This window comes from Vibrio sp. 2096 (genome assembly GCF_033339595.1).
In the GTDB taxonomy this organism is placed as follows: Bacteria; Pseudomonadota; Gammaproteobacteria; order Enterobacterales; family Vibrionaceae; genus Vibrio; species Vibrio alginolyticus.
This window is the reverse complement of sequence record NZ_JAWOUX010000002.1, coordinates 365,861-386,478: the sequence shown is the minus strand read 5'-3', so window position 1 is coordinate 386,478 and position 20,618 is coordinate 365,861. Positions and strand designations below refer to the sequence as shown.

The following is a 20,618-nucleotide window of genomic DNA, read 5'->3' as shown; positions in this document are numbered from 1 at the left end:
GTTTTTGGTTGATTAGGCTGCTGGTTTTTTACCTAGGCAGAAAGAAGCAGGATGGCGAACAGTTACATCAGCGTCTTGGAATGCAACAACACGCAAGCGCCCTTTCGCACTATGAGTGTATGGGTCAATAGTCAGGTCTAGGCCTCCCCACAAACCAATCAGCATTTCGGACCAGACGCCAAACCAATAATCACCGTTGTTGATCTGGTTAGAAATGTGCGTGCCGTAGCCGTTTACAGTGTTACCCCCTTCCCAAATAGGTGAGCCGTTGGTATTAGCAAACTTTTGAGTTGTCTTACAGTGACCACGGCCAGTAGCGTTCATCATGTAAAGCATGGAACCAACATCAGCATTGTCAGCCGTTATCTCTGTTTCCATGTTTACAATTTCTTGGAACGTCGGATTAACCGCAGTGAAATCTACACCGTTCACACCCGTGATGTTTGCAAGACCAAGCGGTTGATCACCACCAGTGCCGTACAAGGCAGCTTTATCAATAGTAAGAGCCAGAGCTTTAGCAATATCCGCACGAGCCAACATCTCAACATCTGGTGAAGACTGCATCAGCATCTTACGAGTCATTTCTACTAGCGCAGCACAAGTACGGTTTTGTAGGCCACGCTCACCAAAGGTGATTTCAGATAAGGTTGCATCTACATCTTCACCAAGCCAATAGCCCGTAGCGCCCCCCTCTTGAGTCGGGATAGATAAATCACCGACTAGGCCTGTTAGCGTAGTTGCGTAGTTCATGACTGCTGATTTGTTATAGAGCATATCAATGAAGCTACCCGCCATATGGTCAGTAGCAATCAAGTTGCTACCGGAACCACCAGCACTTACTGGCGCAGCTGCACGAAGAACATCGTTAGGTACAATAATACCTTGTGCTTCACGCTTCATTTTATCGGCTGCGGCTTCAGAGGCTTCAAGCTCAAATGCAGCTGCTCGACGATACTTTTCATTCGTTGGCTGAGACAGGTAACGCAGAACGTTCAGAAATGAATACTGACGAATTTCATTGTCAGACAAGCCAATGTCTGGGCTGTCTGCAACCGTTGGTGTTGCGCTACGTGCTCCCGCTGGTTGACCGCCATTCTCAGACGCTGCATCAAGTAAGGCGCGTTGGTAATCGGCAGCTGTCTTCTTTTTGTCTCGAAGATAAGGGTTAGGATCAACACCACGGCTTCCGTATTGCTCGAACAGGTCTAAAATATCACGCACACGGTTTTGCTCTGCTTCAATACCAGCTTGACGTTCTGTGTTGGACTCCTCAAGAACTTCAATAATCTCAACAATCACATCATTCTCATCAACTTTTGCACGAACTAAGCGGCCACTGGCATCACGCAGGGTTTTAGTCTTCATATTGGATTCACTCCGGTTTTCAATTTCACGTTCATTTTCTGTTGCGCCAGTTGGGATGATGATCCCCATATCACGCAGGTGGTTTTGGTATTTGGTTGTATCTAAGCTGCGCCCAACACCAACGGAAGGGTCAGCGGGAACCGTGACAAAAGACAGCTCGAACGGCTCCCAATCTGTCACACGATAGGTGCGAACATCATCCGTATCACTTTCTAGAACCATCGCATGGACGATGTAACCAATAGAAACGTGCTTACGAATGCCATCTTTAACGTCTTGCCAAATTTCCTCAGCTCTTGGGCTAGTACCGAACCGAACAACCGCTCGGCCCTTATTCTTTTCGATTCGAGCTGATTCAATGACACCAACTAGATCGTCCCAGTCATGATTGACCAAGGCAGAAGCGCCAGCATCAAAACGTGCCATGCGTACTGCACCAGATGAATGGTCGAGGACTTCATAGCCAAACCAACGCTCAACTGGATATTCGCTAGAGAAAGCCAGTTCAACCGTACGGTTTTCTTCATACACTGACTCAACCGTGTAGTTTCGATACACAGGTTGACCTGTGACCTGACGAATCAGATCACTCGTCGTCAGTTTCGTCTTCTTCTTGCTCACTTTGATTTACTCCTGCAGGTTGCCCGTTGGTTTTTATTCCCAAAATCTGGGCTATCATTTCGTCTGGAATCCCTTCCGCTCTCATTGCCTTGATGTCCTCTGCATATCCCTTCCAGACATCTACAGGCTCACGACCAGATTCACGTATTGCTTCACCAGGGGACTTACGACCATTTTCTTGAGCTTCGGTAATGGCTTTCTCTTCTTTAAGAGGGTCAATCCATTCCCAACGGCGAGGTTGCCAATCTGCTTCTAGGAATTTGCCTAAGCGGCTAGCTGGGATAGGATTACCATTTGAGTTAATGACTTTTCCGGCAAGTAATGAATACTGAAGCCAACGTTCATAAACTCGATGGCAAACCGACTCTATGAACCATTCTTGTAACTCTTTCCACCCGTCACGTTCGTCAAGCTTGCCTTGGCGAATTGAACTAAGGTTGACACCTTCTAAGTCATTGGCGTACGTGTTGTAAGCCATACCCTGACCTGTAGCCATTCCTCGCAACATATGCTTTGAGAACGTTGCCGTCTCTGTTGAAGGAAAATCCGGCGAGTAATCAACAGGAGTAAAGCCTGGAGGCAAAGTCACAACCGTATTTGGTTCTAACTCAATCTCTGGCTCTTCAAACTCTTCGGATTCATCCGGTTCATAAACATCAGCGTCTGCTTGAAGTACCAGTGTTTTACTAGCACCCGCTCTGGCGTTTACAACAGAAGCTTCTTCAAACCCAGAAAGGTTACGCATTCGACTTAATGATGTGTGATTCCATGGAATACCACGGAATTGCTCAGGATGCTCTTGGTCATAAACGTGCAGCATGTCTTCAGCAGAAACACGTTCAAACTCTTTACCTCCATGGCGAAATGCTTCAGCCAAAACACCTGCTTTTGTTTCAACTAAGTAAGCAACCAGGCGTCCATAAGGGGTCATTTCGATGCCGTTTCGAATTACGTTTCCGTTTGCTAGTCGGCTTTCGTTGACCTGAATCGGTACTCTTAGAGGGTCTATGAGCTGAATAGCAAATCCCCAGGGACCAGCATGTGGGCCTTCAACGATTCGTATGAACGCTTCACCGCTCCCCACTACCGTATTGAGAATAACGCGCTTGGCTCTGCGCCAATCAAGACGCCCATCAACGGTACAGTTTTCGCGTCGTCCCCACTTTTTAAAAGCTTTCTCAACGGCGGCATTTCCGTTGGTATCCAATGAACCATCAGGTTCTTTGCCCCGAACCTGAAGAACGATACCTTTATGTCCGAGTACATTTTTACGAACTTCTCGGACAAACCCTCGGGCATAGTCATTGTTACTGATCTGTTCGCGTGAGCGAGCGACTAAAACCGCGAGTTTTTGATCAATCACCTTGCCAATGGGCACAGGTGAAGAATCCCAAGTACTATTGTTTCTGTCTGGATCAGCTGCCGAGAATAGGCTTCGAGAAACAGGACTCAATTTGACAAATGGCGTCTTGCGACGTTTCTTTTTGGCCTCTGGCTTAGCGTTGCGATTAAAAGGATTCCACATCAGCGCATCCTCACTTTATGTACTGTCAGAAGGCCTCGGCCAGACTTCTTACGCTTCTCCTGATTCACCCTATTGAGAAATCGCTGCTCTAACTGCAGCAGTTCGCTCAACGGGGTCTTCTCCAGACTACGACCACCAAACGACAGCTTAAGCTGATCAGATGTAGCACGATTGGTTAACGTAGCCTGAATAGCTGCCAATGCTTTCTCTGCTTCGCTGCGAGGGTCATGTACATCCAATGCTGCCAAGTCTGGCAGTACAGTTAATCGGCTGGTAAGAGGCTGATGTACATCGGTGCCATCAGTTACACGCAACACAACGCTGTATTCTTCTGCGGGCCAGTTCGCTGTCTCGGTTGCTGGTACTGAGAATCGGAACGCATCACCCTCCGGTGTGCCGACAATGTCAGCCTTACCGGATGCGGAACGTAGATAGATAGTGGCTACCCAAGAACTAGCGGGGTAATCTGGATAAGAGAGTGTGAAGTTGACCGACAGACCTGAAGTGATCTTTGTCGGTATTACCATGATTTAGCAAAGTTTCCTTTTCGCCGTACTAAGCGGCGCTTGCGTTTTTTCAACTTAACAGGCTTACGCTCTTCTTCGTCTTCCTGCTCTTCTGCCTCATCGGCTACCGATTCAGGTTGAGTTTCTTCCTCATCATCAATCGGTTTTGGTTTCTTTCGGTCAAGTCGTAGCATTCTGGCCACCATATAGTTCATACCTTCACAGTCGAGAAAGTGGTTGTCTTTGCTGACTCGATTCCACTCTCCTTTTTCATCATCAAACTCCTCAGCAACAATCTGCTTACAGTAATCTTCTGAGACATCGGAAGGCAGTAACCAATCACCAACGGTGCCGCGTTTCCAACGGACACGGTTATGTACCCACGCTTTAGCCAAGCTGGCATCAAAGTCCCATCGCTTGTCACCACGCTTTCTAACCTTGCCCTGCTTATCAACTTCAACGCGAGTGACACGAAAAGGTTTGGGGAGCTTCTGCCAACCCATTAACGCTCGTGCACGAGTTTTATGGCGACGAACCCAGGCATAAACCTCATCGGTTCTGTAGCCTGCATCGACACCGCACTGCCTGATTTTTAAGTTTCCCCATTCATGCTCCATCAGGTCATCTAGTTCACTCCATACCTCCGGCTTATCGGTATCCCCCCATAGCTCGCCAAACTCAATCAGGCGTGAGGACATACCATCAACCCAACCGCGTACGATATAAACAAGACGGTTTTTCTGGACATCCACAGTGCAAATTAGTGTGTGTACACCATCAGGAACTTCACCTGATGAGAACGTCGAGCGTAGCTTGTAGACTTCTTCCCATTCAGGAGCATCACCAACAACAGCAAATATTTCTCCAAACCCTGTGTTATAAACAGAGAGTAATTGGTGTGGGTCACCGCTTCTCTGCGCTTGAAGGAGTTTTCTGGCTAGATAGCCATAACTCTTTTTACCGGAGAACGAGCAAAGACCACTCACCCAAATACTGAAGTGGTTGTTGTCTTCCAGTGGATGAAGCATGGAATGAAATGGGACAACGGTTGATTCACCGCCTTGTGTAATTAATACAGAGCTATCGTCGTACTTCTTAGCGTATTGCCCAGGAGCAATAGCAATACCTTGAGCGTTCATTACTTTGCGGTGTTTGTCTTCAATCTGTCCCCCACAATGAGGGCAGACTAAACGGGCTTCACGCGATGCAGCTGCGGGAGAGCTTTCATTCTCTGTGCCTTTGCCTGGCCACCAAAGTAGATCACTTCGTGGTATGAAATACTCACCGCAATCTGGGTCAGGGCATGGGACAGCCCATTCATGTCGAGTTCCTTGTTCCCACTCCAACCAAATCGGGCTCGACACTTTGCCTTTTGGTGCAACTGCCCAATGAGTCATCCCTGTTTCAGGGTGTTCATAGGTACTTGCCTTACCATGCGTTGGCGTACTAGTTAACCCAAGCTTTGAGTCGATATAAGCATCACCACGCGCTTCTGCAATTTCCGCTAATGAGCCCTCACCTGTTGCATTGGTATCAGGACGGTCTAACTCATCAACTAGCGTGATAACCGCAGAATCCGATGCCAATTCAGTTGCCGAACCAGCCCATGCAAAACGCAAAGACACGCCCCCAATACGCTTTTTATGTTTGGGGCTTTTATCATCGTACTTTAACCACAGCGTTGAGCACTCTCGGAACATCTCCATTATTTTGGGCTCAACGACGTTATTAATGTTCGACTCAGTCGGCCCCACATAGATGATCGGTGCAGGTTGGTCATCAAGGCGCCATCCAATCACGTTTTGCATCGTGGCCGACTTTCCCATCTGCGTTCCCATAACAAAGGTGATTTTTGAATAAACAGGGTCGGCAAACGCGACGCAAACAGGAATCATGTATGGCGTTGAAGTCGTATCAAACGGACCAGGTATTGGCGAACCCGGAGGCATAATTCTATTCTCAGTCGCCCACTGCGCAGCATTCCTCAGCGGCTTCGCTCTGATCATCTCTGCTACGTTTTGCAAGATACTCAGCAACGAACGCACTGAGGTGGTCAGCGGTGGCAGTGCGTATACGTCGAGCTTCTCAGTCAATTGTGTTTTTGCATTTGGCGGGTTCATGTTCTGACGCTACCTCTAAAGCTGTTCGAGCCCCTATGCCATCCAGCTCACTACCAAATAAGTTTCCAACCATGTAAAGGAACTGGGCTAACTCTCCCAAATCCATCACTGTTTCTTCGGCCTTTTGAGCTTCAATTTCAGCTTTGCGGCGTTTGGCAGCAGTGAGCAATAAGTCTTCTCCGTCTTTGGTGCCAACTTTTGGGCTACTGTGCTCTTTCTCGTACTGGCCAATTTGCTTTTTTATTTCGCGGTCGATAATCCACTGAATGGCTTTATCTGTTTCAATGATTAGAGGCTTACCTCGTCCACCACCGCCTTGGTGTGGCAAGCCCTCTTTGATTAGGTCGCCCACCCACTTCGGTGAGTAACCCATAATTCGAGCAAATTCATTTCGGTTTACTTCAGCCATAGCGACATTCTTCTAGCGTTACGCGTTATGGTTCACTCCCTTCTCGACCCACCCGATAGAAGGGAGTAAAAACCGGACATTAAAATGAGGCGGAATCGGCGAGTCTCAGCCCCGTGGGTTATTGAACCTCTGGGAAGGACCCGCAATCTTTCGCAGCCCTTGTGGGACAAGGCGTGAGTGGGATTTGACTTGGAATTAATTGAACAGCGTTTTTAAACCTAATTTTTACCGTGATTTTCAACCTCTCAAAAAACGCTGAAATCAGGCGTTTTTGGGGTAAAAACCAGTAAAACTCCCTTCTACTCCTTTCTCGGTTTTTTGGTCATTTAGACGTCTAAACATCCAAATAAACACCTATCACCACAATTAACAGATTTTCTTAAGAGTTAAATCGGTCAGCGATGCTTGAAGCCTTATCGATTCTAAGCTCACACTAGATGATCATGTTTTAGGATCTTCCCGCGATCTTCCCATGGAAAAAAATAAAGCCCTGCAGATCTAACCAATTGTGATAGGTCTGCAATGCCTTGAGTTTTAAGGCTTCTGTCGTCGTGTGTATGTAGGCTTGGTCTAGGTCTGACATCTTGTGATTGAGAATACGTTCACGGACGAACTTATCGACACCAAGGTCAGTCAATCTTGTACCGACTAACTTACGGCAATGGTGACTGGTAAACTCGCCTTCACTCCACTCTGCGTAAGTGGTGTTGGCCGTATCCTTGCAGATAGGCGCATCCCCTTTCGTATTCGGGAATATAAACTTCTGGCCTTCTTTCTGAGTGAGCCGATATTGCTGAAGCAGGTTTCTAATCTGCCAGGTCATCGGTAACATTAAGGCTTCACCGTTCTTGGCATTACAGGCGGGGATTCGCCAGATATTCTCATCCCAATCGATATGGCTCCATCGAGCTAAGCGGGTTTCACGAATACGTGTCCCGTGCGCTAACTGCATCAACACAAACACCTGCTTCTGCACTGAGTGTGTCTTTAACCTATCAAGCAATTGGCTCACATCGTCAGACTGAATTTTCCCCTCATTAGGCGTAATTTTCTTGCTGATGAAGTCCGTAAACACCATCGCAGCCACTGGGTTTGAAGCAATATGCTCTTCTCGATATGCCTGATTAAACGCTGCTTTTAAAATAGCAAAGTAGCCTTTAACCGTTCTAAGTTCATAGCGCTCACGCAGCGGCCAAACCAATAAGTCCTTGATATGGTGCTTACGAATATTAGTAAGAGGCAATTCCCCAAGAGCTGGTAACAAGTGATTAAAGACCACCGATTTAACGGCACTTTTCCTCTCTGAAGAGATATCCTTGTTCGACTCAATATGCTGCACATACCAACGCAAGCAATCACCAAAACAGGTCCAGTCTGTAACCACTTGGTCCGTATCCGTCGCCATCCTAGCAATCTTTTGGGGTAACAACTCAAACAATGCCTTCGCACTTAAACGAGGCCAAAGTCCAAGCCGCTCCCATTTTGGTTTTCCGTGTTTTCCGTTGTTCTTTCGTTTATCAATCAACCACCAAGTAGCACTCTCGCGAGACTTGTGAAAACGAAGCTCTAAAGCATATCTTTCATCCCTAAGCCTCGTGACAGTATCACTTTTCAAATAGCTTTTAATTTTCGTATCAGAGATACGCAACCGTACTGTAGTCATAGAGTTAAACCGCTAAATCTGTCTCTCCAGTGTCACGCCGCTTCTTCGCCTGTGGCTGACGTTTCCAGTAATGAAGGGGAGTTTCGCCCCTCAGCTTGAGCCTTATTGATTTTCTTCGTGCGCTCTCATGTTAAGGATTAAGCAACGGGTCAGGTTACTTCATGGTCATAGCTAACACAGAGAAACAGCGAGGCACCAACGCATGTCCGTGAAGACATTAGGAATAGGGTCACCACCGTAAGCACTGTTACTAAATGGCCGAAGCCTGGCAATGCTCGACGACATTGCAAATCGTTAACGTCTTTGCTCTTGGTGGTGAAAATGGGGTTACTGCTCTTTACCAAGGTGCTTTTTCACAATATCAATCAAGCGATCGTCCGTGTCGGTCTTGGTGTTTTTGGCATGAGCATCAGCAATCGTGATAAGCAGCTCAGTCACCGATTCAGGGCTGAGTAGCTTTGCAGCCCAGTAACCAAGCAAGCTTTTAAAGAAGGTAAACAAGAAAACTTTCATAGTATTAGCTCCAATAAAAAAGCGGCCGTTATAGGCCGCTTCTAATTCAGTATGTCTTTCGGGAATTTATCGATGAAGTCGGAGACCTCTCCTGCTCCTTTATGTGTGTTGTAATACGTCTTCCAATATCGTGCCAAGGCAGGAATGTCACCAGGACTAGGTAAAGACTTAGGAACGCGCAAGTAGTGCACTCGGCACATCGCCACCGCATAAGCTAAGTTCGTGATAAGTTCCTGTGCTGTACCTTCTTTTACGAGCTGGCTTACCTTTTCTTTCAACTCAGCACGATAAGACAAATAGTTTTGCCAAATATCGTCGTGAGTGGCAGGTTCCATCTGAACGATACCCAGAGCCGGACCATTACCAATTTGCTTGAGGTATTTGGCTCTGCTCTCAACAAAGATAGTGCCGACCACCAATTGCTCTGCCGATGCACTATACAAGCCAAGCTGCTTTAAAGTCGGCCTAACGACCAATTCGGTCAGTTGCTTTGCATCCACCTATTTTCTTCCCCTGTTTACGCTTATCGAAATGAACCCAGATATCAAAAATTAGCCTCGCAATTACAACGACAAGACCACCGATAGAAATTAAATTGGCAATGGTGATATCAGGGCTACTGGTAGCCAATTCACTGGATTGTTGGGCCTTAGCCGCCACGGTTTCGCTGAATACGCTGACCCCAGTGCCGCCACAATAAGCGATTAGCCTACCTTTCCATTCATGGAGGTTTTCAAGAAATGTCTTAACCATGTGGAACTCTTAGAAACAAAAAAAGCACCCGAAGGTGCTCTTAAAATTGATAGTTGTTTTTACACGTGCAAAAGTAGCTACTCTCCAGACTGGTTCTTCATCGCTTGCATCAGTTCATCGTGTCTCTGGCGTTCAATAGCTTCTTTTTCACGTTTGCTGATTGACCAAGACAAGAAGATTGACAGTATCAAAGCGATAACGAACCCAGGAGCTCCAAATGAGAATGTACAAATTCCCATGACAACAAGCATAACTATTGCACCAACAATTTTAATAACCGCCATAACTATTCCATATAGATAAAGTAAACACGTTATGAAACCGCATTATTATTACAATCGGCAAATGATGATTGTTGTTTCGTGACATAAAAACAAAAACCCCGCCGAGTTGGCGAGGTTTTGCATGCTGTAAAGAGTGCGCCATTTAGGAGTGAATGTCAACACTCACCCACTATATATTGAAATAATGTCAGGGGACCTAAGGACTCCATAGAGGAGAATCTATTGGTAAATGCTTCTCCATTAGAACATAGTAAACACTCTCAGGCGTACCTAAACCAATAGCTACACATACTTGGTGCTTGTCATTAATCATTGACATTAACCGACTATCTAAGCGTTCAATAGTGTCATTTGAGCCAAAAGCTTCACCCTTATAGCTTTTAAGCACGTTGGACATAGCATTTAGATAAATACTTCTACCGTCATTTAACAACTCTACTTTAGGTTTAAACGTAAGTTCTCCATCAACATTCAAATGTTCAAGGAACGCATACCTATGAATTAAAAGGAAATATTTGTGATAAGCGTGTGTAGGTTCAAAACCAATACATGAGTTCACAGCTAGATAGCCAAGAATATTTTGCGGTAACATAGACCTCACTAGGCTAGCATACCTTTTTTCTTGTTCCAGTGCTGGACAACGCAAATACTCGTTAGAAAAATCTCTTTTGCCATTATCAACGTGGTTAGTAGCAATAAACTTAAGCAATTGATAAAGCATTCGAAAGTACCGACAGAGTTGAACGTTCCTATCTATCTTTGCGGTAACTTGCCTAAAAGACATCTCGAATAGATCCTTGACCTGAATATAAGCATCATCATCCGTACTATCCGTACGATTAACTAACTCACCCAACGCTTTATTATGTTCTGAAAGCAACGCATAAAAACTGGATTCAAATTGCTGTATCTGAGTAGCTAAACGCTGTTCTGTAGCCAAAGTCCTTTGCTCTTCCGCAGCGCTCTTAGCCTCTTTCACTTGTTGGTCTAATGCATTTGCCTGTTTTTCATTCGCTATAGTTGTTTTCGCAAACTCTTTTCGTGTTAACTCCAACTCTTCACGAGTTAAAGATAACTCTTTGAGAGATAATCGATGACTGCGGTTCTGCTGATAAATGGTAAATAGCAGCCCGATAAATGAGAAGAAAGACAAAATTGGAGCAGAAAAGTTGTTAAAAAAAGAGCTTGATTTATCGTACCAGTCAGCCTTTACTTTAACTTCACTAACCACGTTTGGGAGTGGAAACTCGTTTGTATATACCCACCAAAGTAAACTCATAGAAAATATAGCACTGAAGAATAAAACCAAATACGGTAACTTAGGTGATTGACGCTTCCTTAGTGGTTCAGGCTCTACTCCTAACATGGCACATTGCTCATGAAAATAGTCAACTTTATTTTTGAACTGTGCCTCTAGTTCGTTAAAGTCCTTACCAAAATATTTTCTATTTTTTGTTAAACCAATAACCTCTCCTTCGAATTTCCAATCCGAACGCAGAACTACTGTCCCCTCATAAGATTTGTACTTTAAATTTTTATAATTCATAATTTAACTATTATCGCGAATATCTTCTTCAAGGTCTTTAATTAAATGCCTAACTCTTTTAGAAAAAATTGAGTTAACAGTATTATTATCAAGAGCTTTGATTTTTTCTGCATCCATATAATGTGCTAACAGCTCTCTTTTCTGTGAAGTACTGTAACCATCATAGTTGATAATGTACTTGTGGTTTTTTAAGATATCACGTTTGCATTCATAGTATGCTTTAGAAAACTTCTTCGGTTTGATTACATTTTCTAGCTTTGCTTGAGCAAGCATTTTTTTAACTGTTGAATCTAGCTTGTACAGTATTTTTTCATCATCCATTTGAGAGTAATAAAAAATCCAACCTCGTCTCTTACCTTCGTATATACAACCAGTAATCCTGAGGTTTAATTTATATTGTGTAATGTATGATTTTGCTTGCGGTATGTACTTATGAGCATGAATTATTTTGGCTAATGAATGCTCTATTTTCTTTATTGACTCTTTTTTAACCGACAAGGTTCTATTATTAAACCAGTATCCTAAAAAATCGAAAGATTCATGTAGTGCGCCAACTTTTGTTTTTGAACCTAACTCATCATAAGGGTGACAAGTAAGACCAATATCAGCAAAACTTTCTATTATTTCATCTAATAAGGATTTAGCATTCTGGAAAGTACTACCGCAGAATATAAGAACATCGTCTACATATCTACTGTAAGATATATCGTCTCTACTAGAAAACTTATCATCTATAGTTCCAACATAAATTTCCGCTAGTATATTTGATATAGCTAGACCTTGAGGGACGCCCTGCTTTGGGTATAAAGAGCCTGTTGGATTTTTAATTGCTTTTTCTAATAAAAACTTAGCAAATTCTGAGTCTAAGTGCTCTGAAATAACACTTAACAGCTTTTCATGTTGAATACTTGGATAGAACTCTTTGATATCCACTTTGACATAATGACTATATTTATAATTCGCAATGTCATTTTTGACTCTCTCAAGCATCACTTGAGGAATTAGTGTATCTGATCTTTCTGGGAATATTTTCTGTAGATATATATGTAATGCTTTTATGACAATACGGTCTCTAACAGTAGGAATTGATATTACTCGAGGATTTTTCCCCGCACCTTTAGAGATTAACTTTTCTTTATACCTACTAAACTTATATTTACCGCTCTCTACCTTTTTTAATATAAGCTCAATTTCTTTTTCATAGTCATACTTGTCATTAGCAGATGTTCCATCCACTCCAGTTGATGCTGTATAATGGATATAATTCAGATAGATATCAATAAGAGATTCTTTATTAAAGACCTCTTTAAATTTATTATTAGACATAATACATAATAAGCCAAGGTGGTAGTGTATACGCTAGTGTTATAGCCGAAGTTCTAATTACAAGGTAGAGGTATACACTCAACGTATCAAAGAAATCATTTTTCATTGAACAATCTGAAGCTGCATCAAATTGTAAAAAGTATAACAAGTCTAACCGAGTTTGATTTTCTACAGCATTAAGAAGTTCAGAGTACTGCTCTTGTACTTTGATAATATCATCCTTAGTAGCGCAGAAAGCGGACTCAACATAAAGTGAATGTAAAGCTATATAGTTTTTCTTCACATTTTTATAACGTGTTTTAAGCTCTAGCTGGGGCAAGAATAGAGATAGAGAGAATACGGCGCCTGTCGCAATAGTCATGATGACATCTCGATCCTGACCAATAAAGTTAGGCTTTTCGAGGGCATAAATAGAAATAGCAAATGTTAAAAACGAGTACCAAATTAAAATCACATTGGAATGAAACTGGTTAGATAAAAGCCTTTCAGCCGTTCTAATTCGAGTTTTTCGTGTAAACCATATCTGGTTTCTCAAGCTTTTCCGTTGAGATTCTACTAAGTCTTTCACACTCCTCTCCCTCATTAGGTGCTCCCGACGGGTTGAGATAACATTAGATAACATGCCTGCTAACGCAGGTATCTTGGTTTAAACCAAACACGATAAGTGTAGAGATTAGATTTGCCCGCTTAATTTTTTAAGTCGAACCTTGCTTCACATATGAGTGTAAGCAAACTGAGAGATAACTCCCTCAGTCCCGTCAAGAGCTAGGAGATATTAGATCAATCAATAATATAAATCAAATGCATATGCTATTCTCCACACAAGTAAGCGATAACGGTTTAATCCACCCTCTCCTTCTCTATCCTCTCCATTAGCGCCAACATCGCAGCATTGCGCTTAGCAGCTAGCCAATCTGCTAGGCCATCGAGGACGGGATGGTACTGGCGTTTGAATACTGAGAACGTACAAACAAAACTACCAGAACACATTGCGGCGAAGCGGCTTTCTAAGTCCCACGCTACTCGGCCGTCATTGCAATGCATGCACTTTCGGTAGTGGCGGTTTGGGGCTCGGTACTTCCCGCTTCCGCCACAACAAGAACAAATACGGCCTTGCGGTGTGATCGCTTCTTCCACAGCTGCGCGCACAATGGCTGCGAATGCGGCTTCACTCTTTTGACCGCGCCAGTCATCGGTCAGCGTATACAATTCCGCGAGTACCGCCTTTTCCAATGCTCTTCGGGATTGCGCGTTATCCAATAACTCTACAAACAAAACAAGAAAACCGACTGGAGATTCCTTCCAGGTAATCCCCACCATGCCGAGCTGGTCTTCCAAAGAAAATATCCCTTTGCCGCCCTTTTGCTGTTGGTAATTTATGCCTTTTAAATCGAACTTAGCCAATAACGTTTCTGGTCGCATTTATGCTACCTCCTTGCTGTTCCTCACCTGCTTGCGAAAACTCTCCCACGTAAAGCTCACCCACTCACAGCTCTCCAACAAACGCTCCATAACACGAGCGCCAAGAACCTGAGTCAGATCATCAGATTTCAGATTAGTCAGAATGCCGGTTGGCTTCTCGTTGGTGTAGCGTGAGTCGATGATGGTATTAATCATGATCGCCTCGTGGTCATTCATTCGCTGAACCCCAACCTCATCCAACACCAACAAATCGACCTGAGCTAAATACTTCAGAAACTGAGCTTCTGTAACGTTCGATTGTCGGTTGTACTTATCGCGAATTTTCATCATCAACTCAGCGACCGTAATCACCAACACTGTACGATTGCGCGTCATCAACGAGTTCGCCATTGCACAAGCCAAGTGGTTTTTACCCGTTCCTGTCGAGCCAGAAAATACAAAGTTTTTCTCATCACCTTCCAAGAACTCAGAAACCCAACGGCGAGAAACACTAAACGCCTGACGTTGACCTAGGTTCTCCGTCACGTAATTGGCAAATCGACACTTCAAGTGCTTCTTGCCTACTCCACTGCGACCAAGTAAATCCTGAACTTTGCTCTGCTGGTAGTTCTGATACACCGCATGGCTTTGCTTCTCGACTTCCTGCTGAGCAAGTTGAGCCATCTGCTCTGGCGTGTACGGCACAACGTTTTCAGGCATCGCTTGCTGCAGTTTTTGGAAAAAGCTGTTCATTGGTCACCTCCGTTTTGGCGGTCTTTGAACCACTGAGGTGGTCCGTAATCATCAGGGTTGGTTTGGTCTGAAAACTGCTCCACCGGAATTAGCTTCGAGTTTGGCGAGGACGATTTAAGGCTAAACAACCCTTGCCACTCGTTGTCGATGGATTGCTCAATGATTTGGCGCTGCATGCTCACCACGTTCTGGGAGAGCTTGAGCAAGTCGAGCATTTTGGTGCGCTCGCCCCGCTCAGTTTTGAAAGGCTTTTTGATTCGCTTACGGAATGCTAGGTACTCAGCCCAAGCATCGTGATCGAGCATGGCTGGAATTTGTTCCTCAGGAACCAAACTACCCGTGATGGGAGACTTTTTGTTTACTTTTTCTGTAGTAGTCTCTGGTAATCTCTGTGTAGTCTCTGTTTTAGTTTGGCTGATTGGTACAGCACTGCTTGGCGCATTTGTACGTTCTAGTTTGGCGCATTCCGCCAAACCAGTTTGCTCCATTTGTGCAATCAAGTTTGGCTCATTAATGCGGTAGAAAACTCGGCAAGGAACACCTTGCTTTTTCTCTTCCAAAATACCTAACTGACGCAGCTTTTTACGTGCAGTATCAAGCTCTCTTCGAGTCATGCCCGTTTCGTCTTGCCACTCTTCCTGAGTTTTGTAAAACCACCCTGAAGCATTCGTTCTTCGGCTCCAGTAAATGCTCTGGCTAAGCATTAATGCGCCCGTGATACCAATACCCATCTTCACAAACGATCGATGAAAAGCGATGGGTCTATCCAAATACTCAATCACACCGCCGTCCCCGCTTTCATGGATTCAAAGATTTCCATCGCTTTAGTCCGTGATACGACGAAACGACAAACACCGTTATTGGCCACCCATATATAACAGCCGTGATAGTTCTGTAAGCTAAGGCTCATTGCACAAAGTTCTCCTAGTTAGATGCGTGTTATGTGGTGGTCAGCCACTACGCTTTTGATTAGGCAGCTTTCTTCGCCATTAACGATTCAAGGTATTCCAGAAGTGGCGCATGAGATTCTTTAGCTTCTTGAACTTCTCGATACGCATCGCGCAGCTGGTCAATGTTCGCGTTCTCCCCTAAAGAGATCACCGCACGGAATGCTTCAGATGTTTCTTTGTTGTGGTTATGCAAGAGCAAATCTCGGCTTAAGTTTGCATCACTCGCACCAATGCAAGTGACAGAGAACCCAAGCGGGTTAAGAAATTGGTTAAGCATGTCGCTTGCGCGTTTGGCAGGCATCGCCTTAAGCACCGCAGGTAACAAATCCATCATCGTGGCTTTGGCCTCTACGCTGGTGCGCTCGACATAGCGGAAAAAGTTCTGCGCGTTGTTCTTGTCATCCGCACCTGGCACTTTGAGCAGAGCTTTACGCTGAGCATCGACTTCATGTTCAAGATCGAGTTTGTGGTATAAGCTCGCGACACGGTGAGCAATACACTCTTTACTCAGTTCAGTGCGCCAGCTTTCTATCGCGTTACGCATAACGCTTTTAAAACTATTGTTCATGGTTTTTCCTTACTGGTTGTTTGTACAGAATTTCCTAAATCATCTTGCGATGTAAAAGTGCTATAAACTTAAAAATAATCTGGTCTTAAACGGCTCTTGCTCACCTGACCATTAGTTAGTTCATGGATTTCTTTCGCTAGTTTTGCTCCTGCTTTTCGGTAGCCATACAAAACCTGACGCAAGTAGTCTTCATTTGTACCTAGTTGGTTAGCTAGAGTTTCACGTTGATTCGCGTTGAGTTGACGCCAGTAATTTGCGTACATAAAAGTACCTCCCGAGTACATAATACACAATAATTATGAACTCTCAAGGTCATGTACTTATTTCGTACATGTGATAGGTTGTCCAGAAATTGTGGTAATATAGTGACGCTATGAAAACTGCCGAAGAGATCAGAAGAGAAAATGCGCGAGAACTTGCCAGTCAACTGGGAAGCTACGCTGCGTTTGCAGATAAGATAGATCGCTCATCGACACAAGTTAGCCGATTTATGGGAAAAGGCGCGACAACTGAAATTGGTCCGCGAATGGCTCGACACATTGAACAGTGCTTTAATAAGCCTGAGGGCTGGCTAGACGTAGACCATAATCCGAAAAGCGAATCACAATCTCAAAAAGAAGCGACAGAAAACATAGCGAAGCAACTGGGTGATAACTCAGAGTTTATTGACACAAGCAAGTTAAAAGCAGTTCCGATCCTCACTGAAGTACAAGCTGGCGAGTGGGCTCGTATCATTATTGATGCGGATACCGAGTTCGAATGGCAAACAATATCAGTGAATACGTCCGCAGATGCGTTCGCAATGAGGGTTACTGGAAATTCAATGACAAACCCTTATGGATCTCCCAGCATTCCTGATGGTTCCATCGTAATAGTAGAGCCTTGCAATTGTCCCGATAATGGCAAGATAGTCGTTGCAACTTTAAACGATGCGCCGCAAGCCACTATAAAGAAACTTGAAATTGACGGACCTAATAAATTTCTTGTACCTCTAAATCCTAAATACGACCCAATTCCAATCAACGGTAACTGCCGTATCGTTGGATACGTCAAACAAGTAATAATGGATTTATGACAAGCATATAGTCGTCTAAAGAACTTCCCATACAAATAATTCTAATTGAACCGCCTCATAGCAGGCGGTTTTTTTGTACTCAAAAACAAAAATAACTTTACAAGTACATTTTATCCAAATAAAGTAAATGTACTTTCTAAGTACATTTACTTTATTTATGTACTTTAAGTTTACCAGCCGACCTGACCAATCGGTTTCCCGAGAACTTTGTGCAATGAGAGCTTAATGATGAAAACAATGACGTTAGACCAAACCCATCAACTGCTGAACAACCTGCAACTACTCAATGTATGCAGCCATCAGTTTGAAGAAGTGACAGCTGAGCTAAGTAAGGATGATCCGCTCCGTATCGCTGCGACTTCCATCTTTGAAGGAGCCGAAGACTTTAAAGGGCTGGAGATTCACGTAAACGAAGAAGATTTTGAAAAGGCGCAAGAGCTATTCAGCCAGCTGGTTAGCCTGCAAGCCGCAGTAGAAGCGAGAACGCTACCCCACTAGAAAGAGAAAACCCCTATCGGTGACCAAACCAACAGGGGCGTTCTTTGTGCAATGAGACTTACGCCTCGCAATCAGTATATATCCGGCTGACCACCAATATCAAGGATTTAGGCTGATTGCGGGTATTCACCCCACAACCAATAGGACATGTGCAATGAGTATTTTAACTTACCGCAACAGCCAAGAGGCATTTATAGGTAAACACATAACTTCTCTGTTAGAGCAAGACGGCCATGAAGAACTCGACATTAAACGAGCCGTTGAGCGCGGAATCGATCACTATCGTAATACCGCTGGATTTGCCAAAGGTAAAGTGTTCGATGAATGCCTAGCCAGAGCTAAACAGATGCTCTCTCCTAAGAAGCCAAAACGCACTAGAAAAAGCAAAATAAAATGACACCTGAAGAGCGCAAACGTAAACAAAACGCCAAGCGCGCTCAAAAGTATAGAGATAAGCGCAAAGCCAACAATAACCAAGATTTGCGCGTATCTCTGAACCCTCAGGAACAGGCGAAGCTAGAGAAAATCTGTCAGTTCTTCGCCTACCCTGCTGAGCCGTACACCAAGGAAGAAGCGCTTCAGTCACTTATCCATCGTGTTTATAACGAAATTACAGTGATTAAAGCGCAATTGGGGAAATGCACTAAGTGCAGAGAACAGCTGCCCGAAGGGTGCGCAAAGTTAAGCGAAGGCGGTTTATTTAAAGGTGACGCGACTTGCTGGCACACCGCTAATCGAGTTCGTATTTATCAGCCAACGGAGAAATATAATGAAAGCAGACCAAGTGGCAGTTAAGGCCAAGGAAGAATTTGACGACATGGTAGATGAAACCGCGCTGAGTGACTACGCGGTCAACGAAGTCGACCTTGGAGAGATTGAAATCAACGGCAAGAAAATGACTGTCTATTTAGGCATTCGCCAGAACTAAAGCATTAAACCAACACAACCGATTGACCACGGTTTACGATTAACAAGATACAGGAGCTTTGTGCAATGACTTACTCTAACCTGAATACATCACCTATGAGCTTTACCTACTCTGCCCCCGCTTTCATAGTTGAATCTGCGAAAGAAACAGAAAAGCCTGTTTATGACGTAGAGCGTTATCCTGAATCTTCAAACAAGATCATGTGCCATCAAGAGGTGTTAGATTTCTTCAATAAAAAGAGAACCACCATCATCGCCTGGCGCAAGAACCGCAACTTCCCAGAGCCAATTAGCAAATCACCGCTGCGTTGGATTCGCGCAGCGGTAATGGAATGGGTAGAGCATGAAGGTGGTTTTAAGGCTGGGGTTTAGGGGGCATTCAAGCAACACTAATAGACTCGCAGAACTCTCTTAAACGACTTGTTACGAAAGGCGCCCGCAACAATCTTTAAATTTTTTCCCGCTATCGCAAGTACACGGACTATTTCGTGGAACGGATGGTATTTTACCTAGACAGTTTTCAATTACTTTTTCAAAAGCTAGCAGTTCTGACGCGTGAATAACATAACCCAAATTGATCGGTATTTTCCCAATTGAAATTGCCTTAGAGTCCGTCGGCACCTCCACGACGACTACTTCACCAGATGTAGTATGCTGTGGACCACCCCATAATGTACCAAGTAAAGCAACTCTATGACCAGGGACTAACGCACCACTACTATGAACATAACTACCAATGTTAGCTAAGAATACAGGTGACCCTGATGAACCAGGGAAACAAGCTGCATCAATAAGGAACTGTGGCTCTCCATTTAGTGGCAACTTGGGGTGAGTTGCTGTGATTCCACGTCTAATAATTGGCAGATTATGTTTAGCGTCCCAAATACCATTGGGGTAGCCGATCATAACAACCTCTTCCATAGAAGGTAATGAACTCAACAAAGTTTCATCTGCAAGTAATGACTTAGCAAGGGGAACATAGTAGAAGTTTTTTCCATCTTTTTTTGCTTGGTTGAGTATTGGACCAATTGGAATAATAGCCAAATCAATATTCGGGTCTGGATGAGGCCACCAATATTGGGAGCTTTCATCCAATGTAATCAATTCATGACTTCCTAACTTGGGACTTCCATCCTCGTTTTTCAGTGTAAAGTTAAAGCTTCCTTTTCTAGAATCAGAGACAACGTGCTTATTGGTGACTATACAGGGAACGACTTGATTGTCCTTAACATGGAAGTTAAAAATATAGCCACTACCAAAAGAACATTGACCTTTGTCATCCTCACATTGGATACGGACAGTACTATGAATTAATTGCTCAATTGGGTTTATATATTCACTCATTTTTTATCTCTATGACTATAGTTACATTCAACTTTGTAGTTTTTCACTGAGAGGTTATGCTAAAAATCCCCACTTATATTGACCATAGCCATTTTCACAGAACCTTCAGACTTTCCCATTATAAGCGTTGGATTACGGTATGCATCGCGAGTTGGTTCTGCATCAATCACGCTCACGTCTTGTATGTTGAATAACTTGAATATCTCTTGATTTTCAAGAACACCTTCATCTTCTGTAGACAAAATTACCTGTAATTCGGGATCTAATTTAGCCAATATTTCTTGTAGTTCTTTTACTTTCATTGCAACTCCAATATCAATACTTCGAAACAAGTAATGCCTTTTAAAGGGTGAACAACGTAATACCTAAGCCTCTGCAACGACATTAAGCACTCAACTCAACAAAGTAAAAGTACCACACCTAATGGATATTATAAAACAAATTGCTATGTGTGCGGATTGATACAAATCA

At 43.8% G+C, this 20,618-nt stretch carries 27 protein-coding genes; 6 read left to right on the top strand and 21 right to left on the bottom strand.

What is annotated here, in order from left to right; translation table 11 throughout:
* Positions 1-12: 12 nt before the first annotated feature.
* From R7Q41_RS05050 to R7Q41_RS04960, 19 genes are all read right to left on the bottom strand, one after another.
* Positions 13-1,986, bottom strand: coding sequence for a phage major capsid protein (locus R7Q41_RS05050; RefSeq protein ID WP_318144388.1), 1,974 nt, complete (start codon positions 1,984-1,986; stop codon positions 13-15).
* The gene (locus R7Q41_RS05045; protein ID WP_318112966.1) at positions 1,952-3,511 is read right to left on the bottom strand and encodes a phage portal protein; all 1,560 of its coding nucleotides are present in this window, start codon (positions 3,509-3,511) and stop codon (positions 1,952-1,954) included. Before R7Q41_RS05045 ends, R7Q41_RS05050 begins: the two co-directional genes overlap by 35 nt.
* The gene (locus R7Q41_RS05040) at positions 3,511-4,038 is read right to left on the bottom strand and encodes a hypothetical protein (protein ID WP_140350767.1); all 528 of its coding nucleotides are present in this window, start codon (positions 4,036-4,038) and stop codon (positions 3,511-3,513) included. Before R7Q41_RS05040 ends, R7Q41_RS05045 begins: the two co-directional genes overlap by 1 nt.
* Positions 4,032-6,137 carry a terminase gpA endonuclease subunit gene (locus R7Q41_RS05035; protein ID WP_318144387.1) on the bottom strand — a complete coding sequence of 702 codons (2,106 nt, stop codon included), beginning with the start codon at positions 6,135-6,137 and terminating at the stop codon, positions 4,032-4,034. The genes R7Q41_RS05040 and R7Q41_RS05035 overlap by 7 nt, the downstream gene beginning before the upstream one ends.
* Positions 6,103-6,546 carry a terminase small subunit gene (locus R7Q41_RS05030; RefSeq protein WP_318144386.1) on the bottom strand — a complete coding sequence of 148 codons (444 nt, stop codon included), beginning with the start codon at positions 6,544-6,546 and terminating at the stop codon, positions 6,103-6,105. The genes R7Q41_RS05035 and R7Q41_RS05030 overlap by 35 nt, the downstream gene beginning before the upstream one ends.
* 448 nt (positions 6,547-6,994) lie before the next feature.
* Entirely contained in the window at positions 6,995-7,951 is a 957-nt protein-coding gene (locus R7Q41_RS05025) for a tyrosine-type recombinase/integrase (RefSeq protein WP_318144385.1), read from the bottom strand.
* A gap of 585 nt (positions 7,952-8,536) precedes the next feature.
* Positions 8,537-8,722 carry a hypothetical protein gene (locus tag R7Q41_RS05020; protein ID WP_025766795.1) on the bottom strand — a complete coding sequence of 62 codons (186 nt, stop codon included), beginning with the start codon at positions 8,720-8,722 and terminating at the stop codon, positions 8,537-8,539.
* A gap of 41 nt (positions 8,723-8,763) precedes the next feature.
* The gene (locus tag R7Q41_RS05015) at positions 8,764-9,222 is read right to left on the bottom strand and encodes a hypothetical protein (RefSeq protein ID WP_054729836.1); all 459 of its coding nucleotides are present in this window, start codon (positions 9,220-9,222) and stop codon (positions 8,764-8,766) included.
* Positions 9,188-9,475, bottom strand: a complete 288-nt coding sequence (locus tag R7Q41_RS05010) for a hypothetical protein (RefSeq protein WP_318144384.1) — start codon at positions 9,473-9,475, stop codon at positions 9,188-9,190. Before R7Q41_RS05010 ends, R7Q41_RS05015 begins: the two co-directional genes overlap by 35 nt.
* Positions 9,476-9,552: 77 nt before the next feature.
* Positions 9,553-9,759, bottom strand: a complete 207-nt coding sequence (locus R7Q41_RS05005; protein ID WP_318144383.1) for a hypothetical protein — start codon at positions 9,757-9,759, stop codon at positions 9,553-9,555.
* Positions 9,760-9,955: 196 nt separating this feature from the next.
* Positions 9,956-11,305 (bottom strand): putative phage abortive infection protein, encoded by a 1,350-nt coding sequence (locus R7Q41_RS05000; protein ID WP_308391642.1) that lies wholly within the window; start codon positions 11,303-11,305, stop codon positions 9,956-9,958.
* A gap of 3 nt (positions 11,306-11,308) precedes the next feature.
* Positions 11,309-12,631, bottom strand: coding sequence for a reverse transcriptase domain-containing protein (locus R7Q41_RS04995; protein WP_308391641.1), 1,323 nt, complete (start codon positions 12,629-12,631; stop codon positions 11,309-11,311).
* Positions 12,624-13,199 carry an SLATT domain-containing protein gene (locus tag R7Q41_RS04990; protein ID WP_308391640.1) on the bottom strand — a complete coding sequence of 192 codons (576 nt, stop codon included), beginning with the start codon at positions 13,197-13,199 and terminating at the stop codon, positions 12,624-12,626. Before R7Q41_RS04990 ends, R7Q41_RS04995 begins: the two co-directional genes overlap by 8 nt.
* Before the next feature lie 272 nt (positions 13,200-13,471).
* Positions 13,472-14,053 carry a hypothetical protein gene (locus R7Q41_RS04985; protein ID WP_308391639.1) on the bottom strand — a complete coding sequence of 194 codons (582 nt, stop codon included), beginning with the start codon at positions 14,051-14,053 and terminating at the stop codon, positions 13,472-13,474.
* The gene (locus tag R7Q41_RS04980; RefSeq protein WP_308391638.1) at positions 14,054-14,785 is read right to left on the bottom strand and encodes an ATP-binding protein; all 732 of its coding nucleotides are present in this window, start codon (positions 14,783-14,785) and stop codon (positions 14,054-14,056) included.
* Positions 14,782-15,567, bottom strand: a complete 786-nt coding sequence (locus R7Q41_RS04975) for a hypothetical protein (RefSeq protein ID WP_225472808.1) — start codon at positions 15,565-15,567, stop codon at positions 14,782-14,784. Before R7Q41_RS04975 ends, R7Q41_RS04980 begins: the two co-directional genes overlap by 4 nt.
* The gene (locus tag R7Q41_RS04970) at positions 15,564-15,695 is read right to left on the bottom strand and encodes a hypothetical protein (RefSeq protein ID WP_255201246.1); all 132 of its coding nucleotides are present in this window, start codon (positions 15,693-15,695) and stop codon (positions 15,564-15,566) included. Before R7Q41_RS04970 ends, R7Q41_RS04975 begins: the two co-directional genes overlap by 4 nt.
* A 59-nt stretch (positions 15,696-15,754) precedes the next feature.
* Positions 15,755-16,303 (bottom strand): toxin YdaT family protein, encoded by a 549-nt coding sequence (locus R7Q41_RS04965; RefSeq protein WP_029823470.1) that lies wholly within the window; start codon positions 16,301-16,303, stop codon positions 15,755-15,757.
* A gap of 68 nt (positions 16,304-16,371) precedes the next feature.
* The gene (locus R7Q41_RS04960) at positions 16,372-16,566 is read right to left on the bottom strand and encodes a YdaS family helix-turn-helix protein (protein WP_318144382.1); all 195 of its coding nucleotides are present in this window, start codon (positions 16,564-16,566) and stop codon (positions 16,372-16,374) included.
* A 110-nt stretch (positions 16,567-16,676) separates the two neighbouring features.
* Between R7Q41_RS04960 and R7Q41_RS04955 the strand changes: the two genes are divergently transcribed.
* The 6 genes from R7Q41_RS04955 to R7Q41_RS04930 all read left to right on the top strand — a co-directional run bounded on the left by R7Q41_RS04955 (position 16,677) and on the right by R7Q41_RS04930 (position 19,175).
* Entirely contained in the window at positions 16,677-17,378 is a 702-nt protein-coding gene (locus R7Q41_RS04955) for a LexA family protein (protein WP_029823468.1), read from the top strand.
* A gap of 225 nt (positions 17,379-17,603) precedes the next feature.
* On the top strand, positions 17,604-17,876 hold the full coding sequence (locus R7Q41_RS04950; protein ID WP_025766807.1) for a hypothetical protein: 273 nt from the start codon (positions 17,604-17,606) through the stop codon (positions 17,874-17,876).
* Positions 17,877-18,030: 154 nt separating this feature from the next.
* Positions 18,031-18,273 carry a hypothetical protein gene (locus R7Q41_RS04945; RefSeq protein ID WP_025632642.1) on the top strand — a complete coding sequence of 81 codons (243 nt, stop codon included), beginning with the start codon at positions 18,031-18,033 and terminating at the stop codon, positions 18,271-18,273.
* Positions 18,270-18,671, top strand: coding sequence for a hypothetical protein (locus R7Q41_RS04940; RefSeq protein ID WP_025632644.1), 402 nt, complete (start codon positions 18,270-18,272; stop codon positions 18,669-18,671). Before R7Q41_RS04945 ends, R7Q41_RS04940 begins: the two co-directional genes overlap by 4 nt.
* A complete protein-coding gene (locus tag R7Q41_RS04935; protein ID WP_020333055.1) occupies positions 18,646-18,804 on the top strand; it encodes a hypothetical protein in 159 nt (52 codons plus the stop codon). Before R7Q41_RS04940 ends, R7Q41_RS04935 begins: the two co-directional genes overlap by 26 nt.
* 65 nt (positions 18,805-18,869) lie before the next feature.
* Complete coding sequence (locus R7Q41_RS04930) at positions 18,870-19,175, top strand: helix-turn-helix transcriptional regulator (protein WP_262601712.1); 306 nt, start codon at positions 18,870-18,872, stop codon at positions 19,173-19,175.
* A gap of 51 nt (positions 19,176-19,226) precedes the next feature.
* Here the strand turns inward: R7Q41_RS04930 and R7Q41_RS04925 are convergent, their stop codons facing one another.
* Entirely contained in the window at positions 19,227-20,147 is a 921-nt protein-coding gene (locus tag R7Q41_RS04925; RefSeq protein WP_318144381.1) for a serine protease, read from the bottom strand.
* 59 nt (positions 20,148-20,206) lie between these two features.
* Entirely contained in the window at positions 20,207-20,449 is a 243-nt protein-coding gene (locus R7Q41_RS04920) for a hypothetical protein (protein WP_318112977.1), read from the bottom strand.
* Between the last annotated feature and the right edge of the window lie 169 nt (positions 20,450-20,618).